The organism is Pseudomonas sp. LJDD11 (assembly GCF_024584215.1).
Lineage (GTDB): Bacteria > Pseudomonadota > Gammaproteobacteria > Pseudomonadales > Pseudomonadaceae > Aquipseudomonas.
This window is the reverse complement of sequence record NZ_JANJFL010000006.1, coordinates 90575-107263: the sequence shown is the minus strand read 5'-3', so window position 1 is coordinate 107263 and position 16689 is coordinate 90575. Positions and strand designations below refer to the sequence as shown.

Here is a 16689-nt window from a genome sequence, read left to right as displayed (position 1 = left end):
GACTCAGACCTTGACGATCCAGCCTGCTGGCGCCTCAACGTCACCGGACTGTACGCCGGTCAGCTCTTTGTAGAGACGCTGGGTGACCGGACCGACTTCGGTCTCGCTGTGGAATACATGCAGCTTGTCTTTATAGGAAATGCCACCGATTGGCGTGATCACCGCGGCAGTACCGCAGGCACCGGCTTCCTTGAACTGGTCGATCTTGTCGATGAACACGTCACCCTCTTCGACCGTCAGGCCCAGACGGCTACTGGCCAGCTCCATCAGCGACAGACGGGTGATACCCGGCAGCACCGACGGCGAACGCGGGGTCACGAACTTGTTGTCAGCGGTGATGGCAAAGAAGTTGGCCGAGCCGACTTCTTCGATCTTCGAATGGGTCTGCGGGTCCAGGTAGATGCAATCGGCGAAGCTGTTCTTCTTGGCTTCGGAGCCTGGCAGCAGGCTGGCAGCATAATTGCCGCCGACCTTGGCCGCACCGGTGCCCTGTGGGGCGGCACGGTCGTAGCCGGAGATCACGAAGTTGTTCGGCTTCAGGCCGCCTTTGAAGTAAGCACCGACCGGAATGCAGAAGATCGAGAAGATGAACTCTGGCGCAGTGCGCACACCGATGTTGTCACCCACACCAATCACGAACGGACGCAGGTACAGCGCACCACCGGAGCCGTAAGGCGGGATGAAGTGCTCGTTGGCCTTGACGACCTGCTTGCAGGCCTCGATGAACATGTCGGTAGGAACTTGCGGCATCAACACACGCGCACAGCTGCGCTGCATGCGTTGGGCGTTCTGGTCAGGACGGAACAGGTTGATCGAGCCATCCTTGCAGCGATAGGCCTTCAGGCCCTCGAAGCACTGCTGGCCGTAATGCAGGGCCGTGGAGCCTTCACTGATGTGCAGAACGTTGTCTTCGGTCAGCGAACCGGCTTGCCACTCACCGTTACGCCAGTAGGAAAGAAAGCGCTTATCGGTCTTGATGTAGTCGAAACCCAGCGTGTCCCAGTTGATGCTCACTTGACTCATAACGCCCTCTTTCATTTAGCAGACTGCCTGGACGAGTCAGGCCAATGCCGTATTCTGCCAGAACTTGCGGGTCTGTCGACATTCAGTCATAGCAGTTTGAATTGCGCACCCTCAACCAACCGGTACTGCTTCGGCTGCCTTGCGCCGCCGGATGTAGGTCAGGAAAGCCTGCAGGTCCGCGCTGCACAGGGTTCGCGCCACTGACTTGACCTCATCCACCGGCCAGTCCCACCAGGCAGCCTGGAGCAGTTCTTCGCGAACCTGCTCTTCGAAACGCCAGCGGATGAACTTGCACGGATTGCCGCCGACCACCGAGTAAGGCGGCACATCACGGGTCACCATCGCGCCGGCCGCCACAATGGCGCCATGGCCGATGGTCACGCCGGACAGAATCACAGCATCGGCGCAGATCCAGCAGTCGCTGCCGATCACTACATCGCCCTTGCTGGGCGCGTAGTCCTTGATGTCTTCAAGCTTGTCGATCATCGCCGGAAACGGATACGTGGTCAGCCAGTCAGTACGGTGCTCGCCGCCCAGCAAAATCCGCACACCGTCGGCAATCGAGGTGTAGGAACCGACCTTCAGGACCGTGTCATCGCCAAACTCCAGCACCTCGGGGATCCCGTAGGTGCCCACACCGACGGTATAACGCGGGTAGCGCAGCCTGATCTTTTCCGCCGACCTGTCCAGCTTGTCCATGCTGCGCAGGCGCTTTCTTGTTTTTCGTTCTTTGAGCAGTTCAAGGAATTTCATGGGGCTCCGGGGATCTTGAACACAACGCTTACCAATGTAGAACCAGACGCTTGAAACGTCGCCAGGTGGTGCGGTTCATGTGCTTGAGCGGGATCGAGCGCAGCAGGCTCCAGGCATGACGCTTGTCGGACACCACCGCATACTTGAGGGCCTTGTGCAGCGCTAACGTGCGGCCGTGCTGATACTCGGGGTGATCGCGATAAGGCTCAAGCGCTCTGAGGTCGGCATCGAGCAATACCCGGTATTTGCGCGACAGGTTGTTGGCATGCCGGCGGTAACGGGTGACAACCACCGGCAGGACGTCGATCCGATAGCCTTGCCGGGCAATGCGCAGGGTTATCTGGAAGTCCTGGACCTTGATCGCCGGGTCGTAGCCATCGGCTTCGCGCAACGCCTGCATGCGGTACAGCGCCGTGGGCGCACCGACCACCACGGCACCACGGACGATCTCGTCGAAGTGCTGACGCTCGATGTAATCGCGGCTCTGCGATTTGATGTCGTTGCCAGCGCAGTCCATGTAGCTGATCAGCGCACCGACGCAGCCGACCTCGGGATGCTGGTCGAGGTACTCGGCGCGGATGCGCACTGAAGACGCCAGCATGATGTCGTCCAGATCAGGGGTGGACACATAAGTGCCTTTGGCATGCTGCAGCCCGTGATTGAGCGCGGCACTGACGCCCTGATTGGCCTGGGTGTAGAGCTGGAAAGGATATTTGCCCTGCAAGGCTTGCAGCATGGCAATGCTGTTATCGCTGGAGCCGTCATCGACGATGATGACTTCGAAATTTTCGTAGTCTTGGGCGAAGATGCTGTCGATGGCAGCTTCAAGATACTGCTCGGCGTTGTAGCAGGGGGCGATGATCGAAACCAGAGGCGCCTGGGTGGCGGCCTGCTGCGGAGTGGAAGTCATGAGATCACTTTGTTCTTGGCACGCATACTGACAGCCTGATCAATCAGAGGCTGATTGTACCGGCACAACGTTAGCAACTTTTTACAAACCCGATACATGATGCGGCAATCGGTCGGTTTTTGCCATTGCGGCTGGCCAGGGCCCAAACAGCAGGCATAAAAAAACCCTGTTCAAGAACAGGGTTTTTTGTACCGCTCAGGCAAGCATCAGAACGCGTAGGTCACCAGAATCTCTTTGGTTACCTGAAAGTCCACCGACATCATCACGCTCAGCGCGGTGATGGTGACGATGGAGAACACGAACAGCTTGCGTGCCCAAACGGTGTCATCAGCAGCCTTGTAGCCTTTCCAGGCCATATACAGCCAGTACATGCCCAGACCGGCAGCGACCGCGAGGTAGTTCAGGCCGGCGTAGCCGCCAACCGTCAGCATCAGGGTCGCCACCAGAAACGCCAGGATGTACAGCAGGATATGGCGCTTGGTCACCAGGATGCCACGCTTGACCGGCAGAACCGGGATCTTCGCTGCACGATAGTCGTTGAAGCGGAAGATCGCGATGGCGTACGAGTGAGGCATTTGCCACAGGCTGAACATCACCAGCAGGGTCAACGCCGCAAAGTCGAAGTTGTTGCTCACTGCGCAGTAGCCGACCACCGGAGGCATTGCCCCCGACAGGCTACCGATCAGCGTGCCGTGCACCGACTTGCGCTTGAAGTACAGGCTGTACAGACCGACATAGATCACGAAACCGATCACTACCAGCAGTGCCGACAGCGGGTTGGCATAGGTATACAGCAGCCACACGCCCAGCGCACCGAGAACAGCTCCGTAGGCAAGGGCCAGTTTCAGGGACACAAGCCCCTGAACCAGAGCCCGCTCACGGGTGCGCTCCATGCGCTGGTCGATATCGCGGTCAATGCAGTTGTTGAATACACAACCTGAAGCCACGACCAGGGAAGTACCGAGTACCGCCGCCAGAAACACGACGAAATCGATATCCCCCTTGGACGCCAGGAAAAAGCCACCTGCCACCGAAAGCACGTTACCGAAAATGATCCCCGGCTTGGTGATTTGGATAAAGTGCTTCAGTGACATCAGTATTTCCTCACTGCGCCATCATTTCGCGGTGGATGCTGAAGATGATCCACACCGACAGGCCCACCAGGAACACGATCACCAGCGCAGTGAAGACAAACGCCATCACGTTGTTGCGCTGAGCAGCCGAGAAGTCCAGGTGCAGGAAGTAGCGCAGGTGAACCAGAATCTGGATGATCGCGAACAGCATGATGATCCAGATAGTGGTGTCTTTCGGCAGAACCGGCGACATCACCAGGGCGAACGGAATGGCAGTCAGGATGATCGACAGCACGAAGCCGATGACATAGTCCTTGACCGAACCGTGACCCTGCTCGTCGTGGGAGTTATGCGAACTAGCCATTTACAGGGCCCCCAACAGGTAAACAATGGTGAACACGCCAATCCAGACCACGTCCAGGAAGTGCCAGAACAGGCTCAGGCAGCTCAGGCGGGTCTTGTTGGTGTTGGTCAGGCCCTTTTTCTGGACCTGATACATCATGATGCCCATCCAGATCAGACCGCTGGTCACGTGCAGACCGTGCAGACCTACCAGCGAGAAGAACGCCGACAGGAAGCCGCTGCGGCTAGGACCGTAGCCTTCGTGGATCAGGTGATGGAACTCGTAGACTTCCATCGCGATGAACGCTGCACCGCACACGAAAGTCACTGCCAGCCAGCGCAGGACACCACTCTTGTTACCTTTGTACAGCGCCAGCATGGCAAAGCCATAAGTGATGGAGCTGACCAGCAGGAACGCGGTTTCCACGGCCACGAACGGCAGCAGGAAGATGTCCTGGCCGGTCGGGCCGCCGGCGACGCTGTTCATCATCACGGCGTAGACCGCGAAGAACGATGCGAACAGCACGCAGTCGGTCATCAGATACAGCCAGAAGCCGTAGATCGTCATGCCACCACTGTCGTGGTGTTCGTCATGCCCGTGATCGTGGTCGTGACCATGGGCTCCGGAGTTGATAGCAATGTTCGACATGTTAGACCTGTTCCATCGAAGACTTGGCAGGAGTGTATGCACCTTGGGCCGCCAGGACCTTGTGATGCTCAGCTTCGATACGCGCAACTTCCTCGGCCGGGACCATGTAGCCCTGGTCATCACGTGCAGCGTGAGCAACGAAGACGGCGATGGTTGCTACCAGGCTCGCACCTACCAGCCACCAGATGTGCCAGATGAAGGCGAAACCGAACACGGTCAGCAGCAGACCCATGTACATGCCGGTCGCGGTGTTATTAGGCATGTGGATCGCCGAATACTTGGCCGGAACCTTGTAGGCAGTACCGTTGCGCTTGGCTTCGGTGAATGCGTCGATGTCATCAGCCTTCGGCAGTTCTGCGAAGTTGTAGAACGGCGGTGGCGACGAAGTGGACCATTCCAGGGTGTGGCCATTCCATGGGTCACCGGTCAGGTCGAGGTTCTTGTTGCGGTCGCGGATACTGACGAACAGCTGGATCAGTTGCGAAGCGATACCGGCAGCGATCAGGAACGCACCGAACAGAGCAACGTTCAGGTAGATGTTCCACTCAGGCATATCGGTCGCGTTCAGACGACGGGTCATGCCCAGGAAGCCCAGCGCGTACAGTGGCATGAAGGCCACGAAGAAGCCGCTCAGCCAGAACCAGAACGCAGCCTTGCCCCAGCCTTCGTGCAGCTTGAAGCCGAACGCTTTCGGGAACCAGAAAGCGAAGCCTGCGATGTAACCGAATACCGCACCACCGATGATCACGTTGTGGAAGTGAGCGATAACGAACAGGCTGTTGTGCAGCACGAAGTCAGCGCCCGGGATGGCCAGCAGAACGCCGGTCATACCACCGATCGAGAAGGTGATCATGAAGCCCAGGGTCCACATGATCGGCGCGGTGAAGCGCAGACGGCCCTGATAGATGGTGAACAGCCAGTTGAACAGTTTCACACCGGTCGGGATGGCAATCAGCATGGTCGCCAGACCGAAGAAGGCGTTGACGCTGGCGCCCGCACCCATGGTGAAGAAGTGGTGCAGCCAGACCACGAAGCCCAGTACGCAGATACCGCCCGATGCGTAGATCATCGACTTGTGGCCGAACAGACGCTTGCCGGAGAAGGTCGAAACCACTTCCGAGAACACGCCGAACGCTGGCAGTACCAGGATGTAAACCTCAGGGTGACCCCAGGCCCAGAACAGGTTCACGTACATCATTGGGTTGCCGCCCAGTTCGTTCGTGAAAATGTGGAAGTCCAGGTAACGGTCGAGGGTCAGCAGCGCCAGACACGCAGTCAGAATCGGGAACGAAGCCACGATCAGGACGTTGGCGAAGGTGCAGGTCCAGGTGAAGATCGGCATGTCCATCAGCTTCATGCCAGGGGTGCGCATCTTCAGTACGGTAACCAGGAAGTTGACGCCTGTCAGCGTCGTACCCAACCCTGATAGCTGTAGTGCCCAGATGTAGTAATCGACACCGACGCCAGGGCTGTATTGCAGCCCGGACAGAGGCGGATAGGCAACCCAGCCGGTCTTGGCGAACTCACCAACACCCAGAGAGATGTTGATCAGCAGCATGCCGGCGACCAGCAGCCAGAAGCTCAGCGAGTTCAGGAACGGGAAGGCAACGTCACGCGCACCGATCTGCAGTGGCAGAACGATGTTCATCAGGCCGGTGAAGAAAGGCATCGCCATGAAGATGATCATGATCACACCGTGAGCGGTGAAGATCTGGTCATAGTGTTCAGGCGGCAGGAAGCCTTCGGCGCCATTCTGCGCCATGGCCAATTGGGTACGCATCATGATTGCGTCGGCAAAACCGCGCAGCAGCATGACCATGGCGACGATGATGTACATCACGCCGATTTTCTTGTGGTCGACCGAAGTCAGCCACTCGGTCCACAGGTAACCCCACTTCTTGAAGTAGGTGATAGCGCCGGCCAGCGCCAGACCGCCAAGGGCGACCATGGCGAGGGTCACCATGACTATCGGCTCGTGGTACGGAATCGCTTCCAGACTTAATTTGCCTAACATTGTTTACTCCTCTGCCCCAGCAGCTGAATTCTTGCTGTTTTGCGCACCATCGGTACCGGTGACTTGCTTATCACGGATGCTTTGCTTGCTCGGCCCGTGGTTCATGCCCTCGTACTTGTCGATGATGACCTGGAACAGATCAGGGGTGACCGAGGAATAGAGTTCTACGGGGTGACGCTCGCTAGGTTTGAGCAAGGCTGCGTATTCAGCCGAGTCAAGCTGCTTTGGTGAATTCTTGACTTCCTTGATCCACGCCTGGTAATCGGCCTGGCTGGTCGAGATCGCCTTGAACTTCATGCCGGTGAAACCCGCGCCACTGTAGTTGGCGGAAATACCGTTGAACTCGTGATTCTCGTTGGCGATCAGGTGCAGCTTGGTGTGCATGCCCGCCATCGCATAGATCTGGCCGCCCAGACCCGGAATGAACAACGAGTTCATTACGCTGTCAGAGGTAACCTGGAAATTGATCGGCGTGTTGGCCGGGAAGACGATGTGGTTGACCGTGGCAATACCCTCTTCCGGGTAGATGAACAGCCATTTCCAGTCCAGCGACACCGCCTGGATGACCACCGGCTTGACCTCGGACTCCAGCGGACGGTAAGGGTCCAGCTTGTGGGTCGAGACGTAGGTGAAGTAGCCCAGGAAGATCAGCAGGATGATCGGCACGCCCCAGACCGCGACTTCGATCTTGGTGGAGTGCGACCAGTCAGGCGTGTACTTGGCAGCCTTGTTCGACGCGCGATATTTCCAGGCGAAGATGATGGTCATGAAAATGACCGGGATCACCACGATCAGCATCAGCAGCGTAGCGATAACGATCAGGTTGCGTTGCTCGATACCCACCTGCCCTTTCGGATCGAGCAGCGGAAAGCCATCACAACCACTGAGCAGAAGCATACTGAACAGGGCCAAGTAGCCAAAAAACCTGGGGTACCTATTTTTACTCATCTCACGACCTCTAAAAGCAGCTTTCGCGGTGCTGTTGGGTTTCGACCGCCAACACTTCACCCTGCCAGTGCCGGCATGTTTTTTTGAATTGAACAAGGGCCTGCCAGAACGCGGTAGCGAAACGACAAATCCGGTTTAACTTGGATTCTTATCTTGAACGGCTGGAGATCACCTGCCAGGCAGAATAATCACCTTAAGCGCGGCCATTCAGTGCGCTTGGAGGCCAGCGTTGCGCGGCTAATTCAGAGTACGAGCAGCGCTCCCGGCCTCAAAACAGCTAATCGCCAAGCCAGGCTGGACGATAACTGCGGGCGATTGTAGATACGTAAGTTTTTATTGACTATGCCTTATTCTGCAACAGTTAATCTCAGAATCGGTAACAATTGCAAATTTTTGTTGTCCCGATCATGAAAAATGCCTCGTTCTACGAGGCATTTCTAAACTAAAGCCCTTGTAAACCTTGAGGTTTACGCCGGTTACGTACGATCCCCAGAGGGACCAGTATCGCAGTAAGCACGAATGCTACCAGAGCCCACTGCGCCAGCGACAGTCCCAGAACCGGCGGATAAGGTGTGGAGCAGAAGCCGCTGACCTGAAAGCCTAGGGGAAACATCGACGCCAGGGGGAGTCCGTCGACGATCGGTTGCAGGGTGTCGATTCCACAGCTTACCGCCGGGTTGGCCAGTACCCAGACGTGCCGGCCAGCCGCCGCAATGCCGCCTATTGCGCTGAGCACCACCAGCGCTTCGAACAGGGTCGTGCTGCGCCGGCCGGGCATGGCCGCGCCGATGAAGGCGAACAGCGCGATCAGCAGCAGCGCGTAGCGCTGCAGGATGCACAGCGGGCAAGGCGCCTCGCCCAATACGATCTGCATGTACAGCGCGCCGCCGATCAGCGACAGGCAGATGATTCCCAGCAAGACCAGAAAGCGCTTTTCGCGCTTCAGGTACAACATGTTGTCGCTCATTCACATACCTTTTCAGTTGTTAGGCCACGGCTGCCAAGCGCTCTGGGGCGCCCTGGAACAGCCGATGATCGGGGGCAGGCGCCCGAGACTCAAGGCCCGGGCCGCCATACGGGAAGATTTGCCGTCCGGATGGTCGCCGCCCTGCGCCTAAGGCACCCGTGTGGCAGACCAGCCGGCCGATAACGAATTCCTTCCTTATATATAGAAGGCTGCGTCCTTTTGTCGCACGAGCATTTGCCTGGCAAGCCATTGCGGTGAATTGTCACACCCCACGGCAAGCTCGAAAAACTGTGCGCATTTGCCGCAGCCAAACCTGGCTGGATAACCATGCGCCCTATTGTCGCACGCGCTTCTATATATAGAAGGATGCGACCATTTGCCACACGGCACCGGTCCGATATTTGACGTCAATAAAGTCCAACTGCCACTATAGGTTCCATGCGCCTGCGCTTCTACGGCAAAATGCCAAACCGTGAAACGCCTCTCAGGCCAGATCGCTGCGGGCGACTATTCTCTAACAGAGCTCAAGAGGGTCGCTGGATCATAACGTCAAGACCCGCATCGTTCGACGATATCCATTTGCCATAAGGTTCCTATGTCCACCAAGCACGCCCGTGCAGATTCTCTCTCGCTGCTGTTGTTCACCTTGCGCAGCGGCAAGCTGATGGCAATCAACCTGTTGAAGGTCAGCGAGATCATTCCCTGCCCGGCCCTGACCCATCTGCCCGAATCCCACCCGCACGTAAAAGGCGTAGCCACGTTGCGCGGAGCATCGCTGTCGGTCATCGACCTGAGCCGGGCCATTGGCGAGCGGCCATTGGCCGATCCGGATGCCGGCTGCCTGATCGTCACCGATGTGAGCCGCAGCAAACAGGGCCTGCACGTCCAGGCGGTGAGCAAGATCGTCCACTGCCTGACCACCGACATCCGCCCGCCACCCTACGGCTCCAGCCGTCACTCTTTCATCACCGGCGTCACCCAGGTCGATGGCGTACTGGTTCAGGTGCTCGATATCGAGAAGGTCATCCATGGCATCGCACCGGCGCAGATCGTCGTCGAGCCCGATCAACTGACCACTCATGAAGTCGAACTGCTCGGCACGGTACAAATTCTGGTGGTCGACGACAGCCAGGTCGCCTTGCAGCAGTCGATCATCACCCTGCGCAATATCGGTATCGAATGCCGCACCGCGCGCAGTGCCAGAGAGGCCATGGATGTGCTGCTGGAACTCAAAGGCACCTCTGGCGAAATCAACGTACTGATCTCCGACATCGAGATGTCAGAGATGGACGGTTATGCACTGACTCGTACCCTGCGTGAAACGCCAGACTTCTCTGACCTGTACATCCTGCTGCACACCTCGCTGGACAGCGCGATGAACAGCGAGAAAGCCAGGATTGCCGGGGCCGATGCGGTGTTGACCAAGTTCTCTTCGCCCGAACTGACCCGCTGCGTACTGGAAGCGGCCCGCACCGTGAATGCCCGCTGAGCACTGCGCCCGGCCAGCCGACGAAACCTTGCTCGGGCGATCCAGTCTAACGCCCATTGCCAATGAGCCTGGATGGATGCCATGAGAACCGTTGTGTTGTTACTTGCGACCCTGACCTGTGGGGTGAGCCAGGTCCAGGCCTCAAGTCCTGATGCCTGGCAACAGCTGGACAAGACCGAACGAGCCGCCTGCCTGAAGACAAGCCAGTTGCAAGACGTCAAAGTGCTGGGCAAACAGGCCCGTTTCGACGATCAGGTTGGTTATGACGCCCTGCTGCTGCAAGGTCGCTATCCACAGAAGCACATGAACAATCGCAAAGGCCTGGAGCTGTGCCTGTATCACCGCCAGTCCGGCGAGGCCACAGTCACTGAGTGGGATAGCGTCGAGAAGCGCTGACAGGCGCTGGCATATAACTTGCCTCATTCATTGCCAACCAAAGGTTGAGCGTACATGCCTGCACGCTCAGCCCAAACGCTGGTATGGACGACTCCTGGCGCGATGAATACCCGATTTTCCTGCGTCGGCTGCGGCAAGTGCTGCACTGACCACCATGTCCCTTTGACCCTCAGCGAAGCCCGGCAGTGGGCTGCTGACGGCGGTGCCCTGATCGTCCTGACTGAAGGTTTTCTCGAAAACGGCTATGGAGTTGACCAAGCGCAGTGGCAGCACGCCACGCGCCGCTCGATTCTGGTCAACAGCGGCGCTGCCCGAGCGTATATAGCCATCACCTTCGCGGCCTATAACGTCGGACCTTGCCGGAATCTTGACGCGCAGCAGCTGTGCCGTATCTATGAGCGCCGGCCACTGGTGTGCCGTATCTACCCAATGGAGATCAACCCGCATATTCCGTTGCGTCCACACACCAAGGATTGCCCGCCGCACGCTTGGGAACAGGGCCCGGAGCTGATTGTCGGCAATACCCTGGCCGACCCGCAGTTGCTTGCCCTGATCGAACAATCCCGCCAGGCCGACCGCGATGACATTGCGGCCAAGCGGACCGTGTGCCAGCTGTTGGGGATCAATACCACGGCGCTCAAGGGCAACGGGTTCGTCGCTTATCTACCGGAGATGTCCGCTTTTAGCGCAGCCCTCGAAGCGGTTCACAGCGCCGATGCAGTCGAGCAGACAGCGGCCGAGTGGCGCTTTCATGTCGCCGGCCAACAGGTCAGCGACACCTTGCAACAGGCCGGCGCCCGGCTGGCCGCGCCCGAAACGCCGCCTTACCTGTTCATACCTCTGGCAACCTGAGTGCGTTGTCCGCCGCAGTCATTTGTAATACAAATCGATCATCACCTCAGCGGCAAACGGTCCCGGCACCGGCCGCGGTGTCTGCCAGATCAGTTGTGCATCGAAATCGACCTGGCTGGAGGGGGTTCCCTGCAACAGGTCGGTCAGGTGAAACGACTCGTTGTAGCGTAACGGCTGACCGTCGGCGGCCCGCACGATGCGAATCCCCAGTGAGGCATTGTTACCCGGCACCAGCAAGTCCTGCACCAGGCTGCCGGTGACCGGGCGAAACCGCGCATCGAGGCTGAACGGCGAATCACAGCTGCGATTGGTCGACAGGGAAAACGATCGCTGATCGAAGACCTTGCCGACCACCACTTGCTTGATCGGCAGCGCGCCGAACTCCAGGCTGGCCGGGTAAACCTGCAATTGCGCATCGCAGGCAATGAAGCGCAGCCCGGTCAGATTGTTCAGCACATAACTGAGGCTATTGCCCGCCCCGCTCTGCGGACCACTCTGCGCGCCGAGCTGAAACACCCGGTAGTCCGGAATGTCCGCCGGCACGCCAGAGACAGGCGTCGCACCGAACTTCTGCACAAATACCGAGAAAGCCAGGTTGAAACGGACCCTGGGGCAGGCCTCTATGTTGGAGTCGCCTTCATGGCAGACCGGTAAAACCTGAGCGGTGGCGATTCGCCCGGAAAAGTGATCGGCACCGCCCACGCTCAACCCCACGCGAATCCCTTGGCCGACGTTCAGGTTATCGGGGTTCAAATGCACGAACACTTCCTGGGCCACCGCCTGCTGGTCTTCGCGGGCACATTCGATCAGGACGCTTTGGCGTTCGGAACGCCAGACCACCTCGCCATGCGGCAAGGACTCGGGAATCGCCACGGTACTGCCCAGATCGCCGCGCAGAACCGGCGCGCCGGAGCCCTGCACGCTGCACACCAGAGCAAAACAGGACGCCGGGCTGAGCAACGCCAGCAGGACAACGGCACGCAAGCGCCGCGCAGCAAAGAGAGAATCGGACATCAGCAGTCTCCTGCCATCAATGGAGTATCCAGCAGCCGCGCACTGAAGGCGGCCTGGCCGGTCGGTTGTGCGCAGTAGTCACGCCGACCGCCGTAGTCAGTCAGCGCCTTGAAGGTCAATTGGCGAGCTACGTGCGGCGGCGTCGGCCAGTCGAAGCGTTGCCCCGGTGCGAGCAACAGGTAGTCGCGCACCGCGCGGCCATCGAGTTGCAGATCCAGCAGCGCCACATGAAAAGCCGTGGGGTTGCTAACCTGCAGACGTGCTCTGCCCGCCACCTCATGGCTGAGTGACCAGCGCAATGCGGCGGGCGCCAGCGCCGGGTCGCCGGGCAAACCGGGCGGACGATGGAATACGTTGATCCGCTGGCGCACCGCGATACTCAATTGCTGCCCGGCCTCGGAACGCTGTGGTATCTCCAGAACATAGAGATGGACCAATGACTCACGGTCTGTCGGCATGCCCTGGCCCTGATACAACACCCGTAATTGTTGCCGCCCCAGGCCAGGCAGACGCAGCAGCGCCGGGGTCACGACGAAAGGTAACGGGCGGTCTGAGGCAACAGCCGCTTCATCGCTGCTGCCCGGCAGCGCCAGCCAGGCTTGCAGCAGCACCTCCTGGTCGCTGCGGTTGTGTGCCTCGATACTCACCTCGTTACCTGCACCAAGGATCAACCGTGTGCCGAGCAGCGAAACCGTGGCCTGGGCAGGCACCATCGCGCACAGGCCCCACAGCGCCAGCCAGCGTTTGAGGTTCATTGGCAGACCACCTTGACTCGCTCATAAGCGCGCTGTGCATCGCGGGCCGGCAAGCTGAACGGCGCCGCGCAACGCTGGGTCGACCAGCGCACATACAAGGTGCCGCTGTCCTGTTCGCTGAGCACCAACGCCTGGCTGGTCGGGTCGACAGTCGCCAGCGTCCTGCCCTGCCCGTCCTCGACCGTGGCGCCCAGCGGCAGGCGACTGCCATCGGCGCGCAGCAGTTCGAACTGCACACGGCGCCCGAGTGCGGCCTTGAAACGCAGCACCGGCACCGCACCGCGAGTCGGCACCAGTTGCCCGATGGCATTGTCCAGATCGACATCGGCACCCAACTGGCGGGTGTCCAGATTGACCCAGTTGGTGCGGTACGGCTGGGCATAGGGCAGAACCGCATAACCGTTGCCTGAGGTTTCGACCTGACGCCAGGACGCCAGGCTGGCGCCGCTGACCTGCGGGACTTCGATCAGCGCAAAGGTTTCGCCCAGCGCCTGCCCAAGGTTGAGCCCACCGGCATGCGCCACCAGCGAGCCGCTGGCCCCCAGCAGCAGACTGCGGTAATCGCGGCCCTGACTGTAGCCGGCCTCAAAGCGGCCATAGGGTTTGAGGGTGTTGAGCTTGGCGGACCCAAAGCTGCCGGAACGACTGTCATGCCCGGCCTGCACCGAGTAGAACGTGTCGCGTTCCTCCAGCACTTGACCATAAACCCCGGCCTGGGTGTTGTACTCGCCCTGGCTGTCGCGCAACGCATTGAACGACAAGCGCGATGCGCGGGCGCTATCGCCCAGCGGCAGCGTCACACTGAGCGAAAGCCGATTGTCGTCACGCCCCTCGCCAAAGCGGCTCCATGCCTGGGTCCGTTCCAGCGACAGGCTGTAACTGAGGTTGCGCCACACCGAGTTCCACGCCAGATAAGCCTGGCGAGTCTTGCCCGGCAGGTTCCAGTAGCGCTGCTCCGAAGCCGTCAGGCTCAGGCTGGCGGTAAACTCAGGCAGGGTCTGGGTCAGGTTGACCTCCAGCCGGTCTCTGGCCCGGCCCACCAGCGCAATGCCGGTGCGCTCGTCCAGTTCCTCAACGTGCTGCCCGAGGCTGCGGTAATGCTCGGTGCTATAGCGATAACCGGCCACCGCCAGGGTCGTCGCGGTGACTTCCAGAGTATTGGCATAACGCACCCGCAGGCTGTGGCCCTGACGCTGTTGGTCGTGCACCTGACTGGCCGAATGAGTCAGGTCAGCCGACACCGCGCCCAGTGGCGTATTGACGCCCGCGCCAAGATTGACGGCACGGTAATCTTCGGCCCACTGCACACCGCCAAAACCGGTGATCGCGTCATTCACGCCGTAGATCCACGCCGCGCCGAGAAAATTTGGCGCCTGCTCTGCGCCGTCGTAGTTATCCACTTGCCCGCCACTCACGCTGTAACGAAACGCTCCGCTGGGCAGCATGATCGGCAGCGAGGCATAGGCTTGAGTGAAGCTGCGCCGGCGTCCGTCAGCCTCGATGATGGTCACCTGCAAGTCGCCGTTGGAGCCGCTGGGGTAGATATCGCTGATCTCGAAAGGCCCTGGCGAGACGTTGCCGCTGTACAGCAAAAAGCCGCTCTGGCGCACTTCGACTGTGGCATTGCTCTCTGCGGTACCGCGAATGACCGGCGCATAGACGCGCTCGCTATCAGGCAGCATGCCGTCATCGGACACCAGCGCTGCGCCCTTGAAACGCACGCTGTCGAAAACCTGTCCTTCACTAAAGGTCTCACCCAGGCTCAACTGGCTCTTGAGCGAGGTGATATCGCGCTGGGCAAAGGTCCGGTTGCTACGAAACCGGTAAGGCTGGTCGCTGCCATGCACCAGTGATGACTCATTACGCAGCCGCCAGGCTCCCAGGTTCAGACCGTTGCGCAAGCCCAGATACTGTTGTTCGCTGCGCTGACCACGCTGGCTGCGTGCGGCGGCACTGAAGGTGTAATTGACGAACCCGACGGTTTCGCCCTGATCCCATAGCTGTGGCGATACATAACCGCGACTGCTGCGCGCCATTAATGCCTGGGGCACGCTGATGTTCAGGCGCAGCGCACCTGGCTGGTAGTCGATACGGGCAAACTCGACCTGGCCGCTCAGGTCATAGCAGGCTTGCTCCCGCGCTTGCCGCGACTCCTGGTCCGCTGGCAACTTCTGCAGGTCCAGACCGAAGTCACTGAGCATCTGCAGGGTCAGGCAGGGCTCGACGCGACCGCTGCGCGGGCTGCGCACGAACTGAACGTCGCGCCGCCCGCTCAGGGCGCGATTGACGTGAATATCGACCCGATAAGTACCGGGCAACACGGTGCTGGAGCGCAAAAATTCTTCGAGGTCCGGCGGCTGGTCACTGCCCTGGATAAACGCGGTGTTGAAACGCCCCGCTTTGGTATCACCTTGGGGTTGCGCCGCCCAGGCACTGAACGACAGGCTCAGGCCCAGCCCGAAGCCGATCGGCAACGGATGGTGTGACAAAGACAGCCCGGCGACAGACCTGGCCAGGCGTTTGACCGGGCCGCGCAGCGCCCGGGTTCTGAATCCCTTGTTATTCTGTGTGAGCCATTCCATTAGCTGTTGTTCACTCTGTTTCAAGATAACCGGTGCGTCGCACTTCCTTGTTCGGCAACGAACACATGACAACCGAGCACTCGCAGACATCAAGGCTCAGCGAATAGGCAGCCCATGGCCGCCGCTAACGAGATTCGAATTTTCTGGCCTGGACGCCCTCCCCACCCTGCAAGCTGGCGTGGTAAGTCTCCTGTCCGCCGAAATCATTAATGCTGATAAAGCTCAACTCCAGCGGCTGGCTGCCGGAACGCGATTTGAGCGGCAAACGCCAGCGTTGCTGCGGCGCGAGCATCCGGCTGTCCTGATTGACCAGCGCCTTGCTGCCCTGGCGTACGCTGATGTTCAACATCGAAACGTGAAAAGGGCCGGGGTTGAACACCTCCAGCGCATCCTGCCCGATCAGTTGCCATTGCAGATTCTGCGCGGCCAACAGCGGATCGCCGCGCAGACCGGCCGGACGAAAAAACAGCTTGATACGCTGGCGGATGGCAATTTGCAGGGTATTTTCAGCGGCGCTACGGGGAATCTCCTGAACGTTGAGCCACAGCACTGATTCGCGCTCGGTGGGCAGCCCGCTGCCGGAATAGATCACCCGCAGCAATTGCTTGCCATCACCGGGCAACGGCGCCAGCGCCGGGGTGACGATAAACGGCAGATCACTGAGGCCGGTCTGCGGGGTATTCACCGCAGGGTCATAAGGCTCCAGCCAGGACTGCACGAGAATCTCGCCGGCGCCACTGTTGTGCACACCGAAACTGACCTCCTTGTCCTGGCCCTGATAGATGACCCGCGTGGTATTGAGCACGATGCCCGCCTGGGCGTTGCCCAGACACAGCAGGCCGGCGAGCAGCAGCGCGCCGCGCGAAAAAGAGAAGAACATGCTGACGGTTGCCTCGGTCAGGAAACGGCAGGGCGACCTGCA

Annotated in this window: 16 protein-coding genes; 3 read left to right on the top strand and 13 right to left on the bottom strand. The window is 59.6% G+C overall.

Annotation, left to right across the window (positions count from 1 at the left end):
* Nucleotides 1-3 precede the first annotated feature (3 nt).
* The 9 genes from NRB16_RS09815 to NRB16_RS09775 all read right to left on the bottom strand — a co-directional run bounded on the left by NRB16_RS09815 (nucleotide 4) and on the right by NRB16_RS09775 (nucleotide 8679).
* Nucleotides 4-1023: a branched-chain amino acid aminotransferase gene (locus NRB16_RS09815; protein ID WP_253111835.1), complete on the bottom strand. Its 1020-nt coding sequence runs from the start codon at nucleotides 1021-1023 to the stop codon at nucleotides 4-6.
* A gap of 111 nt (nucleotides 1024-1134) precedes the next feature.
* On the bottom strand, nucleotides 1135-1776 hold the full coding sequence (locus NRB16_RS09810) for a CatB-related O-acetyltransferase (protein WP_045482760.1): 642 nt from the start codon (nucleotides 1774-1776) through the stop codon (nucleotides 1135-1137).
* A 28-nt stretch (nucleotides 1777-1804) separates the two neighbouring features.
* Nucleotides 1805-2686, bottom strand: coding sequence for a glycosyltransferase family 2 protein (locus NRB16_RS09805; RefSeq protein ID WP_253142665.1), 882 nt, complete (start codon nucleotides 2684-2686; stop codon nucleotides 1805-1807).
* A 206-nt stretch (nucleotides 2687-2892) separates the two neighbouring features.
* Entirely contained in the window at nucleotides 2893-3780 is an 888-nt protein-coding gene (gene cyoE / locus NRB16_RS09800; RefSeq protein WP_045482766.1) for a heme o synthase, read from the bottom strand.
* Between the two features lie 10 nt (nucleotides 3781-3790).
* Entirely contained in the window at nucleotides 3791-4123 is a 333-nt protein-coding gene (gene cyoD / locus NRB16_RS09795; RefSeq protein WP_045482769.1) for a cytochrome o ubiquinol oxidase subunit IV, read from the bottom strand.
* Nucleotides 4124-4750, bottom strand: a complete 627-nt coding sequence (gene cyoC, locus NRB16_RS09790; RefSeq protein ID WP_045482772.1) for a cytochrome o ubiquinol oxidase subunit III — start codon at nucleotides 4748-4750, stop codon at nucleotides 4124-4126.
* A gap of 1 nt (nucleotide 4751) precedes the next feature.
* Entirely contained in the window at nucleotides 4752-6764 is a 2013-nt protein-coding gene (gene cyoB / locus NRB16_RS09785; protein ID WP_045482774.1) for a cytochrome o ubiquinol oxidase subunit I, read from the bottom strand.
* A 3-nt stretch (nucleotides 6765-6767) separates the two neighbouring features.
* A complete protein-coding gene (gene cyoA / locus NRB16_RS09780) occupies nucleotides 6768-7712 on the bottom strand; it encodes a ubiquinol oxidase subunit II (protein WP_045482777.1) in 945 nt (314 codons plus the stop codon).
* Between the two features lie 442 nt (nucleotides 7713-8154).
* Complete coding sequence (locus NRB16_RS09775; RefSeq protein ID WP_045482780.1) at nucleotides 8155-8679, bottom strand: disulfide bond formation protein B; 525 nt, start codon at nucleotides 8677-8679, stop codon at nucleotides 8155-8157.
* A gap of 595 nt (nucleotides 8680-9274) precedes the next feature.
* On the opposite strand from NRB16_RS09775, the gene NRB16_RS09770 reads away from it, so the two are divergent.
* The 3 genes from NRB16_RS09770 to NRB16_RS09760 all read left to right on the top strand — a co-directional run bounded on the left by NRB16_RS09770 (nucleotide 9275) and on the right by NRB16_RS09760 (nucleotide 11416).
* Entirely contained in the window at nucleotides 9275-10168 is an 894-nt protein-coding gene (locus NRB16_RS09770) for a chemotaxis protein (RefSeq protein WP_253111830.1), read from the top strand.
* Between the two features lie 81 nt (nucleotides 10169-10249).
* The gene (locus tag NRB16_RS09765) at nucleotides 10250-10564 is read left to right on the top strand and encodes a hypothetical protein (protein WP_253111829.1); all 315 of its coding nucleotides are present in this window, start codon (nucleotides 10250-10252) and stop codon (nucleotides 10562-10564) included.
* A gap of 102 nt (nucleotides 10565-10666) precedes the next feature.
* Nucleotides 10667-11416, top strand: a complete 750-nt coding sequence (locus tag NRB16_RS09760; protein WP_257106110.1) for a YkgJ family cysteine cluster protein — start codon at nucleotides 10667-10669, stop codon at nucleotides 11414-11416.
* A gap of 18 nt (nucleotides 11417-11434) precedes the next feature.
* Here NRB16_RS09760 and NRB16_RS09755 read toward each other — a convergent pair whose 3' ends face one another.
* The 4 genes from NRB16_RS09755 to NRB16_RS09740 all read right to left on the bottom strand — a co-directional run bounded on the left by NRB16_RS09755 (nucleotide 11435) and on the right by NRB16_RS09740 (nucleotide 16647).
* Entirely contained in the window at nucleotides 11435-12430 is a 996-nt protein-coding gene (locus NRB16_RS09755) for a fimbrial protein (RefSeq protein ID WP_257106047.1), read from the bottom strand.
* A complete protein-coding gene (locus NRB16_RS09750) occupies nucleotides 12430-13185 on the bottom strand; it encodes a molecular chaperone (RefSeq protein WP_257106046.1) in 756 nt (251 codons plus the stop codon). Before NRB16_RS09750 ends, NRB16_RS09755 begins: the two co-directional genes overlap by 1 nt.
* Nucleotides 13182-15653, bottom strand: a complete 2472-nt coding sequence (locus tag NRB16_RS09745; protein ID WP_257106109.1) for a fimbria/pilus outer membrane usher protein — start codon at nucleotides 15651-15653, stop codon at nucleotides 13182-13184. The genes NRB16_RS09750 and NRB16_RS09745 overlap by 4 nt, the downstream gene beginning before the upstream one ends.
* Before the next feature lie 238 nt (nucleotides 15654-15891).
* On the bottom strand, nucleotides 15892-16647 hold the full coding sequence (locus NRB16_RS09740) for a molecular chaperone (protein ID WP_257106045.1): 756 nt from the start codon (nucleotides 16645-16647) through the stop codon (nucleotides 15892-15894).
* Between the last annotated feature and the right edge of the window lie 42 nt (nucleotides 16648-16689).

Bases quoted from the DNA above. Each gene is read 5' to 3' on its own strand.
- NRB16_RS09765 (WP_253111829.1), top strand. From the start codon at position 10,250: ATGAGAACCGTTGTGTTGTTACTTGCGACCCTGACCTGTGGGGTGAGC.
- cyoB (WP_045482774.1), bottom strand. From the start codon at position 6,764: ATGTTAGGCAAATTAAGTCTGGAAGCGATTCCGTACCACGAGCCGATA.
- NRB16_RS09805 (WP_253142665.1), bottom strand. From the start codon at position 2,686: ATGACTTCCACTCCGCAGCAGGCCGCCACCCAGGCGCCTCTGGTTTCG.
- cyoD (WP_045482769.1), bottom strand. From the start codon at position 4,123: ATGGCTAGTTCGCATAACTCCCACGACGAGCAGGGTCACGGTTCGGTC.
- NRB16_RS09810 (WP_045482760.1), bottom strand. From the start codon at position 1,776: ATGAAATTCCTTGAACTGCTCAAAGAACGAAAAACAAGAAAGCGCCTG.
- NRB16_RS09755 (WP_257106047.1), bottom strand. From the start codon at position 12,430: ATGTCCGATTCTCTCTTTGCTGCGCGGCGCTTGCGTGCCGTTGTCCTG.
- NRB16_RS09770 (WP_253111830.1), top strand. From the start codon at position 9,275: ATGTCCACCAAGCACGCCCGTGCAGATTCTCTCTCGCTGCTGTTGTTC.
- NRB16_RS09740 (WP_257106045.1), bottom strand. From the start codon at position 16,647: ATGTTCTTCTCTTTTTCGCGCGGCGCGCTGCTGCTCGCCGGCCTGCTG.
- cyoC (WP_045482772.1), bottom strand. From the start codon at position 4,750: ATGTCGAACATTGCTATCAACTCCGGAGCCCATGGTCACGACCACGAT.
- NRB16_RS09815 (WP_253111835.1), bottom strand. From the start codon at position 1,023: ATGAGTCAAGTGAGCATCAACTGGGACACGCTGGGTTTCGACTACATC.
- NRB16_RS09775 (WP_045482780.1), bottom strand. From the start codon at position 8,679: ATGAGCGACAACATGTTGTACCTGAAGCGCGAAAAGCGCTTTCTGGTC.
- NRB16_RS09750 (WP_257106046.1), bottom strand. From the start codon at position 13,185: ATGAACCTCAAACGCTGGCTGGCGCTGTGGGGCCTGTGCGCGATGGTG.
- cyoA (WP_045482777.1), bottom strand. From the start codon at position 7,712: ATGAGTAAAAATAGGTACCCCAGGTTTTTTGGCTACTTGGCCCTGTTC.
- NRB16_RS09760 (WP_257106110.1), top strand. From the start codon at position 10,667: ATGAATACCCGATTTTCCTGCGTCGGCTGCGGCAAGTGCTGCACTGAC.
- cyoE (WP_045482766.1), bottom strand. From the start codon at position 3,780: ATGTCACTGAAGCACTTTATCCAAATCACCAAGCCGGGGATCATTTTC.